The sequence below is a fragment of the Marinilactibacillus sp. Marseille-P9653 genome (assembly GCF_916618885.1).
Taxonomy (GTDB): Bacteria; Bacillota; Bacilli; order Lactobacillales; family Carnobacteriaceae_A; genus Marinilactibacillus.
The window spans coordinates 1,845,122-1,862,176 of sequence record NZ_CAKAKH010000001.1 but is presented as its reverse complement, the minus strand read 5'-3'; the positions used below and the strand labels follow the sequence as shown (position 1 = coordinate 1,862,176).

General features: G+C 36.7%; 18 protein-coding genes and 1 other annotated feature. All 18 genes read left to right on the top strand.

The window, feature by feature from the left end; genetic code table 11:
* Position 1 precedes the first annotated feature (1 nt).
* The 18 genes from LG377_RS09090 to LG377_RS09005 all read left to right on the top strand — a co-directional run bounded on the left by LG377_RS09090 (position 2) and on the right by LG377_RS09005 (position 16,743).
* Complete coding sequence (locus tag LG377_RS09090) at positions 2 to 1,204, top strand: nucleotidyltransferase (protein ID WP_225744341.1); 1,203 nt, start codon at positions 2 to 4, stop codon at positions 1,202 to 1,204.
* 141 nt (positions 1,205 to 1,345) lie between these two features.
* The gene (locus LG377_RS09085; RefSeq protein WP_225744340.1) at positions 1,346 to 1,909 is read left to right on the top strand and encodes a DUF177 domain-containing protein; all 564 of its coding nucleotides are present in this window, start codon (positions 1,346 to 1,348) and stop codon (positions 1,907 to 1,909) included.
* A 106-nt stretch (positions 1,910 to 2,015) separates the two neighbouring features.
* Complete coding sequence (rpmF, locus tag LG377_RS09080) at positions 2,016 to 2,186, top strand: 50S ribosomal protein L32 (RefSeq protein ID WP_225744339.1); 171 nt, start codon at positions 2,016 to 2,018, stop codon at positions 2,184 to 2,186.
* Positions 2,187 to 2,327: 141 nt separating this feature from the next.
* Positions 2,328 to 2,690, top strand: a complete 363-nt coding sequence (locus tag LG377_RS12535; protein ID WP_225744338.1) for a DUF3397 family protein — start codon at positions 2,328 to 2,330, stop codon at positions 2,688 to 2,690.
* Positions 2,691 to 2,976: 286 nt separating this feature from the next.
* A complete protein-coding gene (gene mraZ, locus LG377_RS09070) occupies positions 2,977 to 3,408 on the top strand; it encodes a division/cell wall cluster transcriptional repressor MraZ (protein ID WP_225744337.1) in 432 nt (143 codons plus the stop codon).
* 47 nt (positions 3,409 to 3,455) lie between these two features.
* Positions 3,456 to 4,400: a 16S rRNA (cytosine(1402)-N(4))-methyltransferase RsmH gene (gene rsmH / locus LG377_RS09065; RefSeq protein ID WP_225744336.1), complete on the top strand. Its 945-nt coding sequence runs from the start codon at positions 3,456 to 3,458 to the stop codon at positions 4,398 to 4,400.
* Positions 4,401 to 4,433: 33 nt separating this feature from the next.
* Positions 4,434 to 4,817, top strand: coding sequence for a cell division protein FtsL (ftsL, locus tag LG377_RS09060; protein WP_225744335.1), 384 nt, complete (start codon positions 4,434 to 4,436; stop codon positions 4,815 to 4,817).
* On the top strand, positions 4,814 to 6,988 hold the full coding sequence (locus tag LG377_RS09055; RefSeq protein WP_225744334.1) for a penicillin-binding transpeptidase domain-containing protein: 2,175 nt from the start codon (positions 4,814 to 4,816) through the stop codon (positions 6,986 to 6,988). Before ftsL ends, LG377_RS09055 begins: the two co-directional genes overlap by 4 nt.
* 45 nt (positions 6,989 to 7,033) lie before the next feature.
* Positions 7,034 to 7,999 (top strand): phospho-N-acetylmuramoyl-pentapeptide-transferase, encoded by a 966-nt coding sequence (gene mraY / locus LG377_RS09050; RefSeq protein ID WP_225744666.1) that lies wholly within the window; start codon positions 7,034 to 7,036, stop codon positions 7,997 to 7,999.
* Positions 8,000 to 8,120: 121 nt separating this feature from the next.
* Positions 8,121 to 9,506 carry a UDP-N-acetylmuramoyl-L-alanine--D-glutamate ligase gene (murD, locus tag LG377_RS09045; RefSeq protein WP_225744333.1) on the top strand — a complete coding sequence of 462 codons (1,386 nt, stop codon included), beginning with the start codon at positions 8,121 to 8,123 and terminating at the stop codon, positions 9,504 to 9,506.
* 23 nt (positions 9,507 to 9,529) lie between these two features.
* A complete protein-coding gene (gene murG / locus LG377_RS09040) occupies positions 9,530 to 10,651 on the top strand; it encodes an undecaprenyldiphospho-muramoylpentapeptide beta-N-acetylglucosaminyltransferase (RefSeq protein WP_225744332.1) in 1,122 nt (373 codons plus the stop codon).
* A 22-nt stretch (positions 10,652 to 10,673) separates the two neighbouring features.
* A complete protein-coding gene (locus tag LG377_RS09035) occupies positions 10,674 to 11,516 on the top strand; it encodes a cell division protein FtsQ/DivIB (RefSeq protein WP_225744331.1) in 843 nt (280 codons plus the stop codon).
* A 250-nt stretch (positions 11,517 to 11,766) separates the two neighbouring features.
* A complete protein-coding gene (ftsA, locus tag LG377_RS09030; protein WP_225744330.1) occupies positions 11,767 to 13,089 on the top strand; it encodes a cell division protein FtsA in 1,323 nt (440 codons plus the stop codon).
* A gap of 24 nt (positions 13,090 to 13,113) precedes the next feature.
* Positions 13,114 to 14,343 carry a cell division protein FtsZ gene (ftsZ, locus tag LG377_RS09025; protein ID WP_225744329.1) on the top strand — a complete coding sequence of 410 codons (1,230 nt, stop codon included), beginning with the start codon at positions 13,114 to 13,116 and terminating at the stop codon, positions 14,341 to 14,343.
* Positions 14,344 to 14,374: 31 nt separating this feature from the next.
* The gene (locus LG377_RS09020; protein WP_225744328.1) at positions 14,375 to 14,863 is read left to right on the top strand and encodes a cell division protein SepF; all 489 of its coding nucleotides are present in this window, start codon (positions 14,375 to 14,377) and stop codon (positions 14,861 to 14,863) included.
* Positions 14,864 to 14,884: 21 nt separating this feature from the next.
* Entirely contained in the window at positions 14,885 to 15,190 is a 306-nt protein-coding gene (locus LG377_RS09015; protein ID WP_225744327.1) for a YggT family protein, read from the top strand.
* Between the two features lie 12 nt (positions 15,191 to 15,202).
* The gene (locus LG377_RS09010; RefSeq protein ID WP_225744326.1) at positions 15,203 to 15,988 is read left to right on the top strand and encodes an RNA-binding protein; all 786 of its coding nucleotides are present in this window, start codon (positions 15,203 to 15,205) and stop codon (positions 15,986 to 15,988) included.
* 86 nt (positions 15,989 to 16,074) lie between these two features.
* Positions 16,075 to 16,743, top strand: coding sequence for a DivIVA domain-containing protein (locus tag LG377_RS09005; protein WP_225744325.1), 669 nt, complete (start codon positions 16,075 to 16,077; stop codon positions 16,741 to 16,743).
* A gap of 4 nt (positions 16,744 to 16,747) precedes the next feature.
* Positions 16,748 to 16,981: a binding site (T-box leader), on the top strand.
* Positions 16,982 to 17,055 lie beyond the last annotated feature (74 nt).

Genomic DNA, 17,055 nt, shown 5'->3' with positions numbered 1-17,055 from the left:
GATGAAAGCTTGCGGAATAGTAGCTGAATATAATCCATTTCACAATGGACACTTATACCAGATATCTGAAGCGAGAAAAAGAAGTCGTTCCGATGTCATGATTGTTGTAATGAGTGGAAACTTTCTACAGCGTGGAGAACCAGCACTAATTGATAAGTGGACAAGAGCTGAAATGGCTCTCAAACATGGCGCAGACGTCGTTTTAGAACTTCCTGTTGCATATAGTGTACAACCAGCAGATATCTTTGCGAAAGGTGCTGTTGGCATTCTTCATGCGATGAAGTGCAGCGCACTGAGTTTTGGATCAGAATCAGGGAATAGTGATCAATTTAAACTTGCTTCTAAGCTTATGGTGGATCAAGCAGGCAGAATTGATCAGCTATTTAAAGAACGGGCTGAAAAAGGCCAAAGTTATGCCTCAAGGATGGAACAAGCCATTAGTGAGAGTCTACCCAACTTTCCTATTGACTTATCTTTGCCAAATAATCAGCTTGGTCTTGCTTATGGTAGAGAAAATTATAAATTAGGATCGCCTTTACAATTAGAAGTCATCCAGAGAAAACAAGCGAATTACCATGAGAAAACATTGCAAAATGGTGGTATGATTTCAAGTGCTACGGCTATTCGTAATCAATTGTTATCCTCAGAACTCGATTCAGATGCTGTCGCGAACTTTATGCCAGTGGTGAGTATGAATCTATTAAGAAATCAATCATTAAGTTCTTGGGTCGATTTCTGGATCTTTTTGAAATATCAAATTCTCTCTTCCACAGTTGAAGAATTGAAACAGATTTATCAAATGGAAGAAGGATTAGAGAATCTTTTAAAGAAGTCTATCCAACAATCACACTCTTTTGAAGAATTTATGATGCGTATCAAACACAAAAGGATGACTAGGACAAGATTGCAACGACTTTGCGTTTATATCTTGCTTCAAATCAAAAAGACAGATATTTCTGGATCGAGTACTGTTCATGCGACTAGAGTGCTTGGCTTTAGTTCTGTGGGACAAGAATACTTGAATCAAGTCAAAAAAGAAGCGCCTTTAACTTTGTTAACAAAAATAGACAAACAATCAAAGAAATTCTGGGAACTTGATATTAAGGCCGGGAACCTTTATGAATTAGGCAATGGAGCGAATCTTGGAAGACAAGATTTTGGTCGAATGCCTATAAAAAACATTGACATTAGCCCGCATCACTAGTATACTGATTTTTGTTGCCTTAAAGTCAAGAGGCTTTGTTTTTAGTATCGAAAAACACTATAATCTATTTGATTGTAAAGTGCAGTGCGGTTGCTAAAAATTGATTAAACCATTTATAATAAGGCCAAGAGGTGATAACACATGAAAATCAAATGGGCTTTAAACGAATTGAAAAAGTTTAAAGAAGAACCATTAACATTGAATGGCGAAATCGACTTGACAGATTCGTTGATAGAGAGAAATTCTTCAATTATCGATGCTACGCCATTATCAATGGACGGTATTCTAGTTGTGGAGAAAACAGATGAGTTCTTAGTAGATTTGAATCTGACTATTAGCTTGACGCTTCCTTCATCGCGCTCTCTTGAGCCTGTAAAAGTAGATTTACGTATACCCTTTTCTGAAACGTATCTTGTTGCTGGAACAACTATTGATCCAGAAAGATATGGAACAGATGAAATCGTTGTGGAACTCGAATCAGATTCACTTGATCTGAGAAAACCGCTTGAGGATGCTATCCTTACGGCAATTCCTACTCAAGTCTTCACTGAAGAAGAACTTAAAAAGGAAGATATGCCGAGTGGGAGCGACTGGAAAGTTGTATCTGAGGGAGCCTATGGCGATGGTGTGCGAGAACGATTATCTGAAGAAGAAGATCCTAGATTTGCAGCTTTAAAAGGACTTTTTTCGGAAGAGAATGAATAAGTATTGTAAGGTATAAACCGAACGATAAAATGAGATGATTACACGGTTGTTGATCGATTTTAGCAATCTAAATCTTAGAAACCCTTTTAAGGAGGTGTGTTGGAACATGGCAGTACCTAAAAGAAGAACATCTACAGCAAGAAAAGCTAAAAGACGTACTCATATCAAATTAAATCTTCCAAATATGAGCGATTGCCCTAAATGTGGAGAAGTAAAACGTAACCACCACGTATGCTCATCATGTGGATTTTACGCTGGAAAAGACTTTTCAAAATAATAAATAGTCTGTTAAAAAACCTCTATTTTATATAATAGAGGTTTTTTAGTATGATATTTCAGTAGAATAAAGTAGGATAAGTATGTTGCCTGTTCTGGCTTCGTAGGATACCTGTCTCATTATGATTAAGTAGGTGATATCTTGTTCGATCCACATATAGATATTTATTTTATACTGTTTTACTTATGTCCGCTATTGATGCTCATCCCAAGCAAGAGTATCAATAAATTTTTTAAGAAGCAAGGTGTAAAAATTAAATGGGTAGACTTTGTCACGCCAGTCTTTCTGTTATCGGTTCACATTTATAGTATGCTAATCGTTAATAGAAGTTTTATTCCATATCTATTGATTATAATATCGCTTATCGGAATTGTGCTTGCTTCTGTGTTTGCATTTAAAGTCAAAAAAATCAAGTTGATTCATTTTTTCAGAGTTTGGTGGAGATATGTGTTTATCACTGCATTTTTACTGCATATTCTTTTAGGAATATTACTCTTTTTCTGATTGCGAAATGGTGCCACTTAGAAACTTATAAAAAGCTTAATACGAAAACCCTCATTCATTGAATGGGGGTTTTTATATTGGGAACATATATACGCTTAATAAATTTAAAGATGATCAAAATAGTCAAGTGATTTGCTTGAAATTTTATAAAGGGAACATAAGTTATAATTATTAGTATAAAGCGGATATTATTACATATTTTTTGGTTATTTTTCCAAGATTAGGTGGTGGAAAGTGGGGCATTGTGGTAGACTATGGCTTATAAGTGGGGAGAGGGGGCTTTGAAATGTTACTGGGAGAATTTAAGCACAATATCGATGCAAAAGGTCGCTTGATTGTTCCGGCTAAATTCCGAGAGGATTTAGGTGAATATTTCATTGTCACAAGAGGACTGGACGGCTGCTTGTTTGGTTACCCACAGAAAGAATGGGAAGCACTTGAACAGAAACTAAAGTTACTTCCACTCGCTAAAAAAGAATCACGCGCATTTACAAGATTTTTGTACTCTGCGGCTACGGAATGTACTTTGGATAAACAAGGTAGAATCAATATACCACAGACCCTTAGAGACCATGCAAAATTAGAGAAATCTTGCTTTGTAATCGGTGTTTCAGATAGAATCGAAATCTGGAGTGAAGAGAAATGGGTCGCTTTTTCAGCAGAAGCAGAAAGTTCATTTGAAGATATTGCAGAAGAAATGGTTGATTTTGGATTTTAATGAGAATAGATAAAAAGACTATAGATTGTTAGATAGGAGGTTGGAGCGTGGAGTTTAATCATGAAACGGTCTTACTCAATGAAGCAACAGAAGGTTTAAACATAGATCCTGACGGTATATACGTTGATTGTACATTAGGAGGAGCTGGTCATACTTCGCTGATTCTTGAAAAGTTGAGTGATAAAGGTCACCTTTATGCATTCGACCAAGATCAAACGGCAATAGACTATGCGAAAGAACTGCTGAAAGATGAAGTAGACAAGGGTAAAGTGACTTTTGTTCAATCAAATTTTAGATATATAAAAGAATCCTTGAATGAGTTAAATGTTTTTCATGTTGATGGAATCTTATATGACTTAGGCGTCTCTTCACCTCAATTGGATGATGCAGAAAGAGGATTCAGTTATCATCAAGATGCTAGGCTTGATATGAGAATGAATACATCTCAAAGTTTAAGCGCACACGAAGTTGTAAATAACTGGGAATATTCCGATCTTGTTAGAATCTTTTTCAGATACGGAGAAGAGAAATTTTCAAAACAGATTGCAAGAAAAATTGAAGCTCATAGAGAACAGCATGAGATCAATACAACACAGGAATTAGTGGATATTATTAAAGAAGCAATTCCGGCTCCAGCAAGACGTAAAGGTGGTCACCCAGCAAAACGTGTCTTTCAAGCAATCCGAATTGCAGTGAACGATGAGTTGGCTGCAATCGAGGAGTCACTTGAACAAGCCATCTCTTTGCTTGAAATGGAAGGTAGAATAAGTGTCATTACGTTCCACTCTTTGGAAGATCGAATTGTAAAACAACTATTCAGAGATTTTTCAAAACTTCCAGAAGTACCAAGAGGTTTACCCGTAATGCCAGATTTTAAAAAACCGATTTTGAAATTGATCAATAGAAAACCGATTCTTCCTGGAGAAGAAGAATTAGATCAAAACAACAGAGCACGTAGTGCGAAGTTACGTATTGCAGAAAAACAAGCTTAATCGTTTAATAAAAAGATAGAAAGGAGTATTCGCATGGCAATGAATGACAATCTAGCGAGAAACTTAACAGCGCAAGCTACACCCAGACCTATACAACAGCCTGAAACGCAACCAGGTGGTTTACATACTAAAAAAATTATAAAACGAGGGATCACCCGCTTTGAAGTATGGGCGATCAGTTTTTTCGGTATTCTTTTATTCGGACTTTTAGTAGCAAATATCACAATGGCAATGCAACTATCAACAACAAACCGAACGACACAAGATCTAGAACAGCAATCTGCTGATATAGTAGTGGTGAATGAAAACCTTGAACAGAAAATCCAAGAACTCTCACGCTACGATAGAGTTTACGAAATTGCAAAAAATAATGGCTTGGAAATGAACGAAGAACAGATTAGGAATGTATTCCCATGAGAAAAATAACAAAAAAAATAAAAGCTACGAATCCACTTCGCAACCGTAAAATCATTGCCGTATTTTTGTACATGGCATGTTTTATACTGTTTGGATTTGTAGCTCTTCGTTTTTCTTGGATTATGGTAAAAGGTGAAATCAATGGAGAAAACCTTATACAGAATTTAGATAGTCAGTATACAAGAAGTACAGTGACGCAAGCTAATCGTGGGACAATCTATGATAAAAATGGAAATCCCATTGCAATGGATGCAAATACGTACAAGATGGTGGCTGTGCTAACGGATCAATGGTCCAGTCCAACAAGACCGCAGCATGTTCAAAAACCTAAAGAAGTGGCTGGGATATTAGCTAAGTATATTTCAATGAGTGAAGAAGAAATATTCAAACGACTAACAGAAGAACAATCTCAGGTTGAATTCGGTGCAGCCGGGAACAACCTTTCTTATGATATTACGAGTAAAATCAATGAAGAATTAGACCAACAAGAACTAACCGGAATCACATTTGAAGATAAAAAAACAAGGTTATATCCAAACGGTGTTTTTGCTTCTCATACGGTAGGGTTAGCACAAATCTCTGATGAAGAAGATTCCAAACAATTAAAAGGGATTATGGGAATCGAACAAACTTACGACGATTTACTCAGTGGGATAAATGGATCAGTAGAATATCAAAAAGATAAATATGGGTACGTTATCCCTGGGCAAGAAGAAAAAAGAGTCGAAGCCGTTGATGGTAATGATATTCATATGACGATTGACCGAAGACTCGAAGTGGTTTTAGAAAATGCAATGGATCAAGTAGAAGAAGAACATTCTCCAGAAAGAATGACGGCTACTCTGATGAATGCTAAAACGGGTGAAATTCTAGCAACTTCACAACGTCCTTCATTTAATGCTACAACAAAAGAAGGCATTGAACAGACGTGGCAGAACTTGCTAGTTGAATATGCATATGAACCTGGATCAACCATGAAAGCTATGACACTTGCAGCTGCCATTGAGGAAGGTGTTTTTCAACCTGAAGGTGTTTATAAATCAGGAAAGATTTCTGTCGCTGGTGGCGTCGTTCGGGACTTTAATCCAGATGGATGGGGACCAATTACCTATCTGGAGGGGCTAGCACGGTCAAGTAACGTCGCTTTTGTCCATCAAGTAGAAAAAATGGGATTCGATACTTGGAAAAAGTATCTTGATGATTTTGGTTTTGGTCAAGCTGTAGGAATGAATCTACCAAACGAATACAGTGGTAGTAACATGTATGCAGGTGCTCTTCAAAAGGTGAATACCTCTTTTGGACAAGGAATCAGTGTCACACCAGTTCAGATGTTACGTGCTTTTTCAGCAATAGCCAATGAAGGTAAGATGGTAAAGCCGTATTTGATAGATCACATCACGAATCACGCTACACAAGAAGAAACAACGTTCGAACCTGAATATACTCAGAGTCCAATTTCAAAAGAAACTGCAGAGAAAGCATTACAGTATTTAACTGAACCTGTTACAAATGAAAATGGTTCTGCAAAAGGATATAAAATAGAGGGATATAACATTGCTGCTAAAACTGGGACTGCGCAATTAGTCAATCCTGAGACAAATAGATACTATAATGGAAACGGGGATTATATTTACTCCGTTGTAGGTATGGCTCCCGTAGAGGATCCAGAATTAATTTTATACGTTACTGTACAGCAACCTAAATTTAATGGCGCTAGTCACGGTAGCGAAGTTGTACAAAAAATATTTAATCCAGTTATGAAAAGAGCATTGGAATCTATGGATGTTTCTGATGAAGAACAAGAAAGTGAACTGACTGAAACGATGCCTAATTTGATCGAACAAGATATTGCGGGTGCAATCGAAGACGTCCAAAGTAAAGGATTAGAAAGTGCCGTCATTGGTTCCGGTGACAAAGTCGTTCAACAGTTTCCACGAAAAGATTCTTCACTTTATGAGGATCAACGTGTTATTCTGTTAACGAATGGTGCAATGACTTTACCGGATCTGACAGGATGGTCTAGAAGTGATGTGATGAAAATCGCGGAACTGACAGGTGCTGAATTTGAATTTGAAGGGGAAGGGTATGTAACGGCCCAAGATCTTGAACCGAATACTTTTATAGAAACCGGTACAAAAATCAAGTTGACTTTATCCCCTGCATCTCAATAATAAAAAAAGTAGGATAAAGCTTTAAAGGAGAACGAATAGAGAATGATAGAATTAACAAGAATCATATTTCCGATTGTATTGAGTTTGATTATCACGGTATGCTCAATGCCATTCGTAATACGATATTTTGCAAAAAAACAATTAGGTCAAGTCACTCGAGAAGAAGGACCGAAGTGGCACGAAAGTAAGTCAGGAACACCGACTATGGGAGGTGTTTCAATCATTATGGCGGCTTCAGCAACTGTACTGATAGCTAGCTTGTTTTTAAGAATCTTTACAACAGGAACGCTTCTGCTAGTATTTATTCTTGTGTTTTATGGATTGATCGGTTTTTTAGATGATTACGTCAAAGTCGTTATGAAGCGAAATTTAGGATTAACTAGTCTACAAAAATTGGTTGGACAAATTTTAGGCGGAATCGTGTTCTTCGTTGGATTATCCTTATTGAATTATCCTACAGCAATCATGATTCCTGTGGTGGGATCCATTGATATTGGTTGGTTCTATAGTCTGTTTGTTTTATTCTGGTTAGTTGGTTTTTCAAATGCAACTAATTTGACAGATGGTATCGATGGTTTAATGGCAAGTACTGGAATGATTGCTTACCTTTCGTATGCTATCATAGCAGCAATGCAGTCTCAGTGGGACATTGTGATTTTTGCACTTTCTGTCTTTGGAGGACTCCTGGGTTTCTTCTTTTTCAATAAAAAACCCGCTAAGATCTTTATGGGGGATGTAGGATCTTTGGCATTAGGAGCAGGTTTAGCAGGGATTTCAATACTGTTGAACCAAGAATGGACATTACTTTTAATTGGTTTTATCTTCGTTTGTGAAACAGCGAGTGTCATGCTACAAGTTGGTTCATTTAAATTAAGAGGGAAAAGAATCTTTAAAATGAGTCCTATTCACCATCACTTCGAAATGGTTGGTTGGAGCGAATGGAAATTGGTCGGTGTATTTTCACTAATTAGTCTCCTTATGGCTTTAGTCGTACTTTTTATTTTGGTATAATGTTTGAGGAAAAGCTGGACGTAGAGTAATCTACATCCAGTTTTTTAAAGTATAATATAGAAATTTAAAGAATCTGCTTTCAATAACAATGATGAGCCATCAATGAAGAAGAGGGATAATGATGAAACCAATTGATAAATATGCAAACAAAAAAATACTTGTTCTAGGACTAGCCTTGAGCGGTGTTAGTGCTGCCAAATTACTACATAAATTAAAAGCATTAGTAACCGTAAATGATTATAAAAATCTTGATGAAAATCCAGAAGCGAGAGAATTAGTCAATGAAGGTTTAAGAGTGATTACTGGAGGTCATCCTATAGAATTGATGGATGAGGACTTTGAACTTGTTGTAAAAAATCCAGGTATTCCTTACTCAAATCCAATTATAAAAAAAGCTCAGGAAAAAAATATACCTATTATAACAGAGGTAGAGTTAGCTTATGAAGTAGCCGAAAGTCCAATAATCGGAATAACTGGAACAAATGGTAAAACAACCACAACAACAATGATTACAGAAATTTTGAATACTGAACGAACTTCTGGTAAAGCGTATGCTGCTGGAAATATCGGAACACCTGCAAGTCAGGTTGTAATGGCAGCGACTCCTGAAGATGAAATTGTACTTGAATTATCTAGTTTTCAATTATTAGGTGCACCTAGTTTGAAACCGAAAATTTCTGTAATCACTAATCTTTACTCGGCTCATTTAGATTATCACGGTACGAGAGAAGAGTATGTTCAAGCAAAAATGGAAATCACTAAAAACCAAACAGAAACGGACTACTTGATTTACAATGCAGATCAGACAGAATTAACAGATTTGGTTCATCAACACAGCCATGCTCAGCTGATTCCTTTTTCACGTAAAACAGTTGTTGAAAAAGGTGCCTATGTAAAAGATGATGGGATTTATTACAAAGATCAGTTGGTTCTTGAAGTGAAAGATATTCTTTTACCAGGGAAACACAATCTGGAAAATGCTCTAGCGGCGGTTGCGGTATCCAAGATCATGAATAAATCAAACAAAGAAATCAAAAAAGCACTGAGTTCTTTTAAAGGCGTTAGGCACCGGACACAATATGTTCGGACATTTGAAAATCGTAAATTTTACAATGATTCTAAAGCGACAAACACACTAGCAACGATTAATGCACTAGAAGGATTCGATAAACCTGTTATCTTACTTGCGGGTGGCTTGGATCGCGGGGTTTCGTTTGATGATTTGATACCAGCAATGGAAAAACATGTCAAAGGTGTTTTAGCTTTCGGAGAAACGGCGGAACAAATCCTTGATACAGCCAGTAGAGCAGGAATAACGCAGGGAATAAAAGTTGTTGATGTAGAACAAGCAGTACCTGAAGCCTATAATATTAGCGAACCAGGAGACATCATCTTACTTTCACCAGCTTGTGCGAGTTGGGATCAGTATCCAAGTTTTGAAATTAGAGGGAATGCTTATATGAACAGTATCGATCGTCTTATACAGCAGAAACAAGAGGAGGCATAAACACTTAGCGTGTTTGAAGTGATATGAAGGTATTATTAACTGGAGGCGGAACAGGTGGACATATCTATCCTGCGTTAGCCTTGAAAAAAAAAATCCAAGAACAATATCCTGATTCAGAATTTCTTTATATAGGAACTGAACGAGGTTTAGAAAGTAAAATCGTTCCTGAAAGCGGTGTGCCTTTTAAAGCCATAAAAGTGGAGGGGTTTAAAAGAAAGTTGAACCCTTCAGGAATAGCTTATAACGTGAATACAATCAGACTTTTCCTAGGTAGTATTCGAAAAGCTCGAAAATTGATTAAGGCTTTTAATCCTGACGTTGTAATTGGAACAGGAGGATACGTATGTGCACCCGTTTGCTATGCGGCCTCAAAACAAAAGATTCCCACTATTATACATGAACAAAATAGTGTAGCGGGCATCACAAATAAATTTTTAGCGCGTTTCGTAGATAAGATTGCAGTTTGTTTTGAAGAAGCAAAAGTTCAGTTCAAAGGACAAGAAGATAAAGTTGTATTCACAGGAAATCCAAGAGCTCAGGAAGTAGCGCTCTTAAAACCAAATGCTATATTGGAAACATTTGGTTTAAATAGTGAAAAAGAAACGGTATTGATTTTCGGAGGCAGTCGAGGAGCGCAGAAGATCAATCAAACTTTTATGGATAGTTTCGAACAATTGGTAGGTTCTCCCTATCAAGTGCTTTATGTAACTGGAGAAATTTACCACGATGAAATCACTCAAGAAATTCAGACAAAATACAAAGCATTAAATCTTCAGGATTCTGTGAAGATCGTACCTTATATCAACGATATGCCACAAGTTTTTGCATCAGTGTCGCTCGTCGTAGGGAGAAGTGGCGCGACCACACTTGCAGAGTTAACTTCTTTAGGTATGCCTAGTATTTTGATCCCTAGTCCAAATGTCACAGAAGACCATCAAACGAAAAATGCACTCAGTCTGGTCAACAAAGAAGCAGCTTTGATGATACGAGAAACAGAACTAACTGTTGAAAGATTTGTGAAAGATATAAATGTACTGATGTCAGATGAGCAAAAAAGAAAAGATATGGCTGAAAATTCCAAGAAAATGGGCAAACAAAGAGCATCAGATGAGCTGATTGAAGTGATACAGTCGATTATAAATTAACACCGTAAGGAGGAGAGCTTTGATGAGTAAGAAGACGGATCATTCAGTAACGAATATTGAAGATATCTATAACAAGAAATATGCAGACTCTCCTCAAAATAAAAAAAGTAAATGGAATCGATTGAAAGCTAAATGGTTCGGACTCGTTCTGTTTTTTTCATTAACTTTGTTTATAGGTATTTACTTTTTAACCCCTTACAGTCAAGTTGGGGCGATTGTTGTTGAAGGAACTAATGAAGTGTTTGATCAAGAAATCATCAATGAAAGCAAAATCCGTTCTGGGGACTCATTATGGCAGACTTACTTTAACAAGACGGAAATAGAAAAGGAAATCAAAGCAGCATTACCCCAAGTTAGATCAATGGAATTAACGATAAATGATTTCCATGATGTTCACTTTAATATCTCCGAATACGAAACCGTTGCCTATCTATACAAAGATAACACCTATTTTAAGATACTAGATAATGAAAAAGTTTTAAGAGAACCTTATCCGAACAACGTAGGAAATCTGCCAACGTTTTTCAATTTTGTAGATGAAGATGTACTTCAACAGATGCTGTCTGAATACAATAAACTAGACCAATCCATTCAGTCCATGATCTCTGAAGTTGAATGGATTGAAAACGAGCGAAATCCACTGCTTGTCAAAGCATATATGAATAATGGCAATGAAGTATTAGCTTCGATACCGAGCTTTTCGGAACGGCTCAAACGCTATCCCCAGCTTGTCAGAGCAGTTAAAGGTGAGAACGGTCTTTTCGATTTAGAAGCAGGTGCTTACTTTTTACCATTTTCATCAGTTGAAGATCAAGAGTATGATGAGGAAAACAGTATTGAATTAGATAATGAAATAGAAGAATAAAGTTCATAATCGTTTTTAAAGGAAACAAGCGTTCTTCTGTTACACAAAAGTTATGTTTTGTATTGAGAAATCAATAAACTAACTTCAATAACCGTTGGTATTTGTGGTAAAATAAGCCATATTCACATGCATAATGATCAAACTGACATGTTTATATAAAATATCAAAGTTTAAAAGAAAAAAGAGTAAATTCTACAGCTAGAACTATATATAAATAATGCCTAGTGTAGACTGGAGGTTTCAATCGATTATGGAAAATGGCGTATACGCGAGTTTAGATATAGGAACAACTTCAATAAAAGTTATCGTAGCTGAAGTTCTGAATAATCAGATGAATGTTATTGGTGTTGGTAGTGAACGATCTAAAGGCTTGAATAAAGGCATGATCGTAGATATTGATGAAACGAGTCAAGCTATAACAGCTGCCGTTCAACAAGCAGAAGAAAAATCTGGATTAAAAATTGAAGAATTGATTGTTGGTATACCTGCAAATGGAGTAGATATTATTCCTTTTAATGGATATATCCAAATTGATCATAACAGTCAGGAAATAACAGATGCAGATGTTGAAAAAGCCATCAATGAAACGTGTTTGAATCATATTCCTTCAGACAAAGAAATGATTTCGGTCATGGTTGAAGAATTTTTAGTGGATGGTTTTGATGAAATTAAAGATCCAAGAGGTATGGTTGGTGAAAGACTAGAGATTTACGGTACAGTACTAGCGGTGCCTAAGTCAATCGTACACAACGTCAAGAAATGTGTTAGAGAAGCTGGATATGTGATTCAAGACCTGATCATACAACCACAAGCTATGTCACACCTTGTATTATCAGAAGATGAGCGACAATTTGGAGCTGTTCAAATAGATATGGGTGGAGGACAGACAACGGCATCAGCATTACACGATCATCAGTTGAAGTACATGCATGTCGAACAGCAAGGTGGAGAATTTGTAACTAAAGATATTTCTATGGTACTAAATACGTCTACAGTAAATGCTGAAAGCTTGAAAAGAGAAGTTGGGTATGCTTTATCTAGTAATCTAGATAGTGATCAAACCATTCATGTGGACACCGTAGGTCAGAAAGAACCGATAAAGGTTAAAGAAACCTATATTGCAGAAATCATAGAAGCAAGAATTGAGCAGATATTTCAATTGTTGAAAGAAGATTTGGATAAAATCGGCGCTTTGTCTTTACCGGGTGGAGTGAAACTCACAGGTGGAGCTGCGGCCATACCAGGTGTTAGAGAACTTGCAGAAGAGATATTTGATGTACAAGTGGATGTTTACATACCTGATTTCATGGGAGTGAGATACCCTTCTTTTACAAATGCGATATCACTTGCGTATTATGAGGGGAAACTGGATGGTATACAGAAACTGATTAATAAAATATGTCTATCCGGACATCAGTTTAATCAACATGAAACAACTCAAAGTACTCATGGAAATACAGCTAGTTCTACTAGCGCACATCAAGATGAGACGCATGTACAAACAAGCGAACCATCAAATGGACCATCATTTACGGAAAAAGTAAAAAACTTTTTCTCAACATTTTTTGATTAAATATCGTAAACAGGAGGAAAAAGAATGGAATTAGAATTCGATTCAATTGCATCTCAAGGAGCCGTATTAAAAGTTATAGGTGTTGGTGGAGCTGGAGGTAACGCTGTAAACAGAATGATCCAAGATGGCGTTCAAGGCGTAGAATTTATCGTAGCCAATACAGATGTTCAAGCATTAGATATGATGAGTGCTGAAACTAAAATACAATTAGGACCCAAATTGACTAGAGGATTGGGTGCTGGAGCTAATCCAGAAGTCGGAAGAAAATCAGCTGAAGAAAGTGAAGAAGCGATTGCAGAATCCTTGCGTGGAGCTGACATGGTATTTGTTACTGCTGGTATGGGCGGAGGAACTGGTACTGGAGCTGCTGGAATTGTGGCGCGCATTGCAAAAGAGCAAGGAGCTTTGACTGTTGGTGTGATTACACGTCCGTTCACTTTTGAAGGACCTAAAAAAGGTCGTTTTGCTGCAGAAGGTATTGCATTAATGAGAGAACACGTCGACACCTTAGTTACAATCTCTAACAACCGTTTACTTGAAATTGTAGACAAAAAGACACCGATGATGGAAGCTTTCAGAGAAGCTGACAATGTATTGCGTCAAGGTGTGCAAGGAATCTCTGATTTGATTACCAACCCAGGGTATGTCAACTTGGACTTTGCTGACGTTAAAACCGTTATGGAAAACCAAGGTTCTGCCTTGATGGGTATCGGTACAGCTACTGGGGAAAATAGAACTGCAGAAGCAACTAAAAAAGCCATCTCTTCTCCACTACTTGAAGTTTCGGTTGATGGCGCTGAAAATGTCTTGTTAAACATCACTGGCGGATCTGACTTAACATTATTTGAAGCTCAAGATGCATCAGATATTGTTTCAGCAGCAGCAACAAGTGAAGTCAATATTATCTTCGGGACTTCTATCAATGAAGAACTTGGAGATGAAGTAGTTGTTACAGTTATTGCTACTGGAATTAATGGTGAAAAAAAAGAAACTAAAAAACCTGCTTCAGTAAATAAAAATAATGTTCAACAGACTCAACAAAAAAAATCTGAAAATGATCCTTTCGGAAACTGGGATATTCGTAAAGAACCTAACCAGAGAGATCGTCAAAATTCTGATTTAGATGCATCTAGAGAAGCTTCTAAAGAGAATAGTGAAAAAGATTTATTTTCTAGAGATGAGACTGAATCACAGTCAAGCTCAAATGACGAAGTTGATACACCACCATTTTTTAGAAGAAGACGGAAAAGATAGAGAATAGTTCTCTGCGAAAGGAGACGAGATTATGGGGATCAAAGATCGGTTAAACAATTTTTTCTTTTTAGAAGAAGATTCTGAGGAGATAGAAGAAATAACTGAGAAGAAAAGCGCACCAAAACAGGTCAGAGAAAAGCCAGCGCCTAAAGTAGAAAAAACTGTCGTAGCTAAAACTCAACCAATCCGTAAATCTGCAGCACCTGCACAGAGTCAAAACATTGTAGCAATCAATCATCAGCAGGCGAATAAAAAGCCACGTATCAATGTGATGGAACCTCGCACATACTCTGAAGTTCAAAGTGTGGCGGATATTCTATTAAATAATCAGTCTGTGATTTTGAATTTCAGAAGAATGGAAAAAGATCAGGCTAAAAAAGTGATTGATTTCTTAATGGGTACGACCTATGCAATTAAAGGTGATATTGAAAGAATCGGCGATGAAATTTTTGTTTGTACTCCGAATTCTGTTGAATTAGATGGAGCTGAGTTACAAGCTTTAAAAAACCAGGATTTCTAACGGAAACGGAGAACGTATTTTATGGTATATCAAGTTATACAATTTTTACACGACATTTCACTGAGAGCGGTCGATATTTATAGAATGTTGATCCTCGTCTACTTTTTAATGTCTTGGATTCCAGGAGCGTATCAGTCTAGTATTGGAAGAATTTTAATCAGAATTTGTGAACCTTATGTAGGATTCTTTAGACGGTTTGTACCGCCAATCGGAATGATCAGTCTTGCAGGGATCGTTGCGCTTTTTGCTCTTTCGTTTATCAGAATGGGGATTACACCCGTTTTTCAAATCATTTTGAATCTTTTCAATCAAATCGGATTAGTGTGAGGTTGAAGGCTAATGGATAATGTATACCAGCATTTTAGAAAAGACGAACAGAATTTCATTGATACAGTCATGGATTGGACTAATCAAGTGGAAGAACAGTATACGCCTTATCTGACACCATTTTTGGATCCGAGACAGCAGTATATTGTTGAATCAGTCGTAGGGCAGAGTACTGAGATATCTTTGCATTACTTTGGAGGATATGAAGATGCAGAAAGAAAAAGACTCTTTCTGTCTCCGCCTTATTTTGAACCCGAGCAACAAGACTACAATATCACAATCTGTGAAATCAATTATCCAACCAAGTTTGCGACTCTATCACATGGGAGTATACTTGGAACGCTTACTGGAGCTGGAATTAACCGAGAAACTCTTGGAGACATTATAACCGATGGAGAAACATGGCAGTTCTTTATGGATCAACCGATGCTGCCATACTTACTTTCACAAATTGAAAGTATTGGTAAAATAAAGGTTCATCTGGAAGAAAAGTCATACACTGAAATTATCCTGCCGAGAGATAAGTGGGATAGTCACAGTGTCATTGCTTCTTCATTAAGAATAGATGTTGTCCTTGCAGCTGCATTCAATCTGTCTAGACAAAAGTCGAAAGAATTGATTAGTTCAAACAAAGTGAAAGTCAACTGGAATGAAATTTCTAGACCGGATATTTCTTTAGGAATATCAGATGTTATTTCTATTAGAGGGTTCGGAAGAATCAAATTGAAATCCATTGAAGGTAAAACACGTAAAGAAAAAATCAGATTGGAACTTGATATTCTGGATAGAAATCAATAAGGTCTTGTCTAAGGACGGATTATTATTTATACTGGAAAAAAACAGGAATCAAACTGCTCAAAAAAAGGTAACGGAGGAATTCGATCATGGCATTAACACCTATGGACATACATAACAAAGAATTTTCTGTTAAGATGAGAGGGTACGATCAGGATCAAGTAAACGATTATCTGGATCAAATCATCAAAGATTATGAATTGTTATTGAAACAAAAAAAGGAAACTGAAAAGAAATTGGAATTTGCTGAAGAAAAATTAGCAAGTTACGATCAAATGCAAGATTCACTTAATAAGTCGATTATTGTTGCACAAGATGCTGCTGATCGTTTGAAAGTGAATTCTGAAAAAGAAGCAGATATGATTTCTAAAGAAGCAGAAAACAAAGCTTCCAAAGTTCGTCAAGATGCTGAAAATCATGCAGATCAACTACTGAAAGAAGCTGTTGGTAAAGCCCGTAAAATCGAAGAAGAAACAGAAGCTTTGCGCAAGCAAAGTCGTATTTTTCGCCAAAGACTTCAACTTATGATTGAATCGCAACTTGAGCTAGTAAAGAAAGATGAATGGGATGATATTTTACAAGCACCTATTTCAGAGAAACCAGAAACACATACATTGAACGAAGTGAAAACAGAACTTGATCAAAAAGATGAATCAGAAGAAATCGAACCTACATCGGATGTAGTAGAATCAGATGAATCTGAAAATCAAAATTACGAAGAAGGCATGACACCTGCTGTGGAATTGCCAAACGTATAAATGAATAGTAGCGATTACTGAAATTATATAAGTTGAAACACTTTTCAGAGAGCCAACGGTGGTGCGATGTTGGCAAGTCAATTTCAACTTGTAATCATTCAGTAGCTTTTTTAATGAAATTTAGTAGTTAAAAACGTAGCTCTGCGTTAAAGAGAAGAGAGAAACTGGATAATTTACCTTAAATAAGGGTGTCTATGTTTCTAAAGTAAGGTGGTACCACGAAGACTTCGTCCTTTTTTAGGGATGGGGTCTTTTTATTTCGCCGATTGTAAAATTAAGCTAGACAACTAAAAAAGTCATTCGTGGTACACT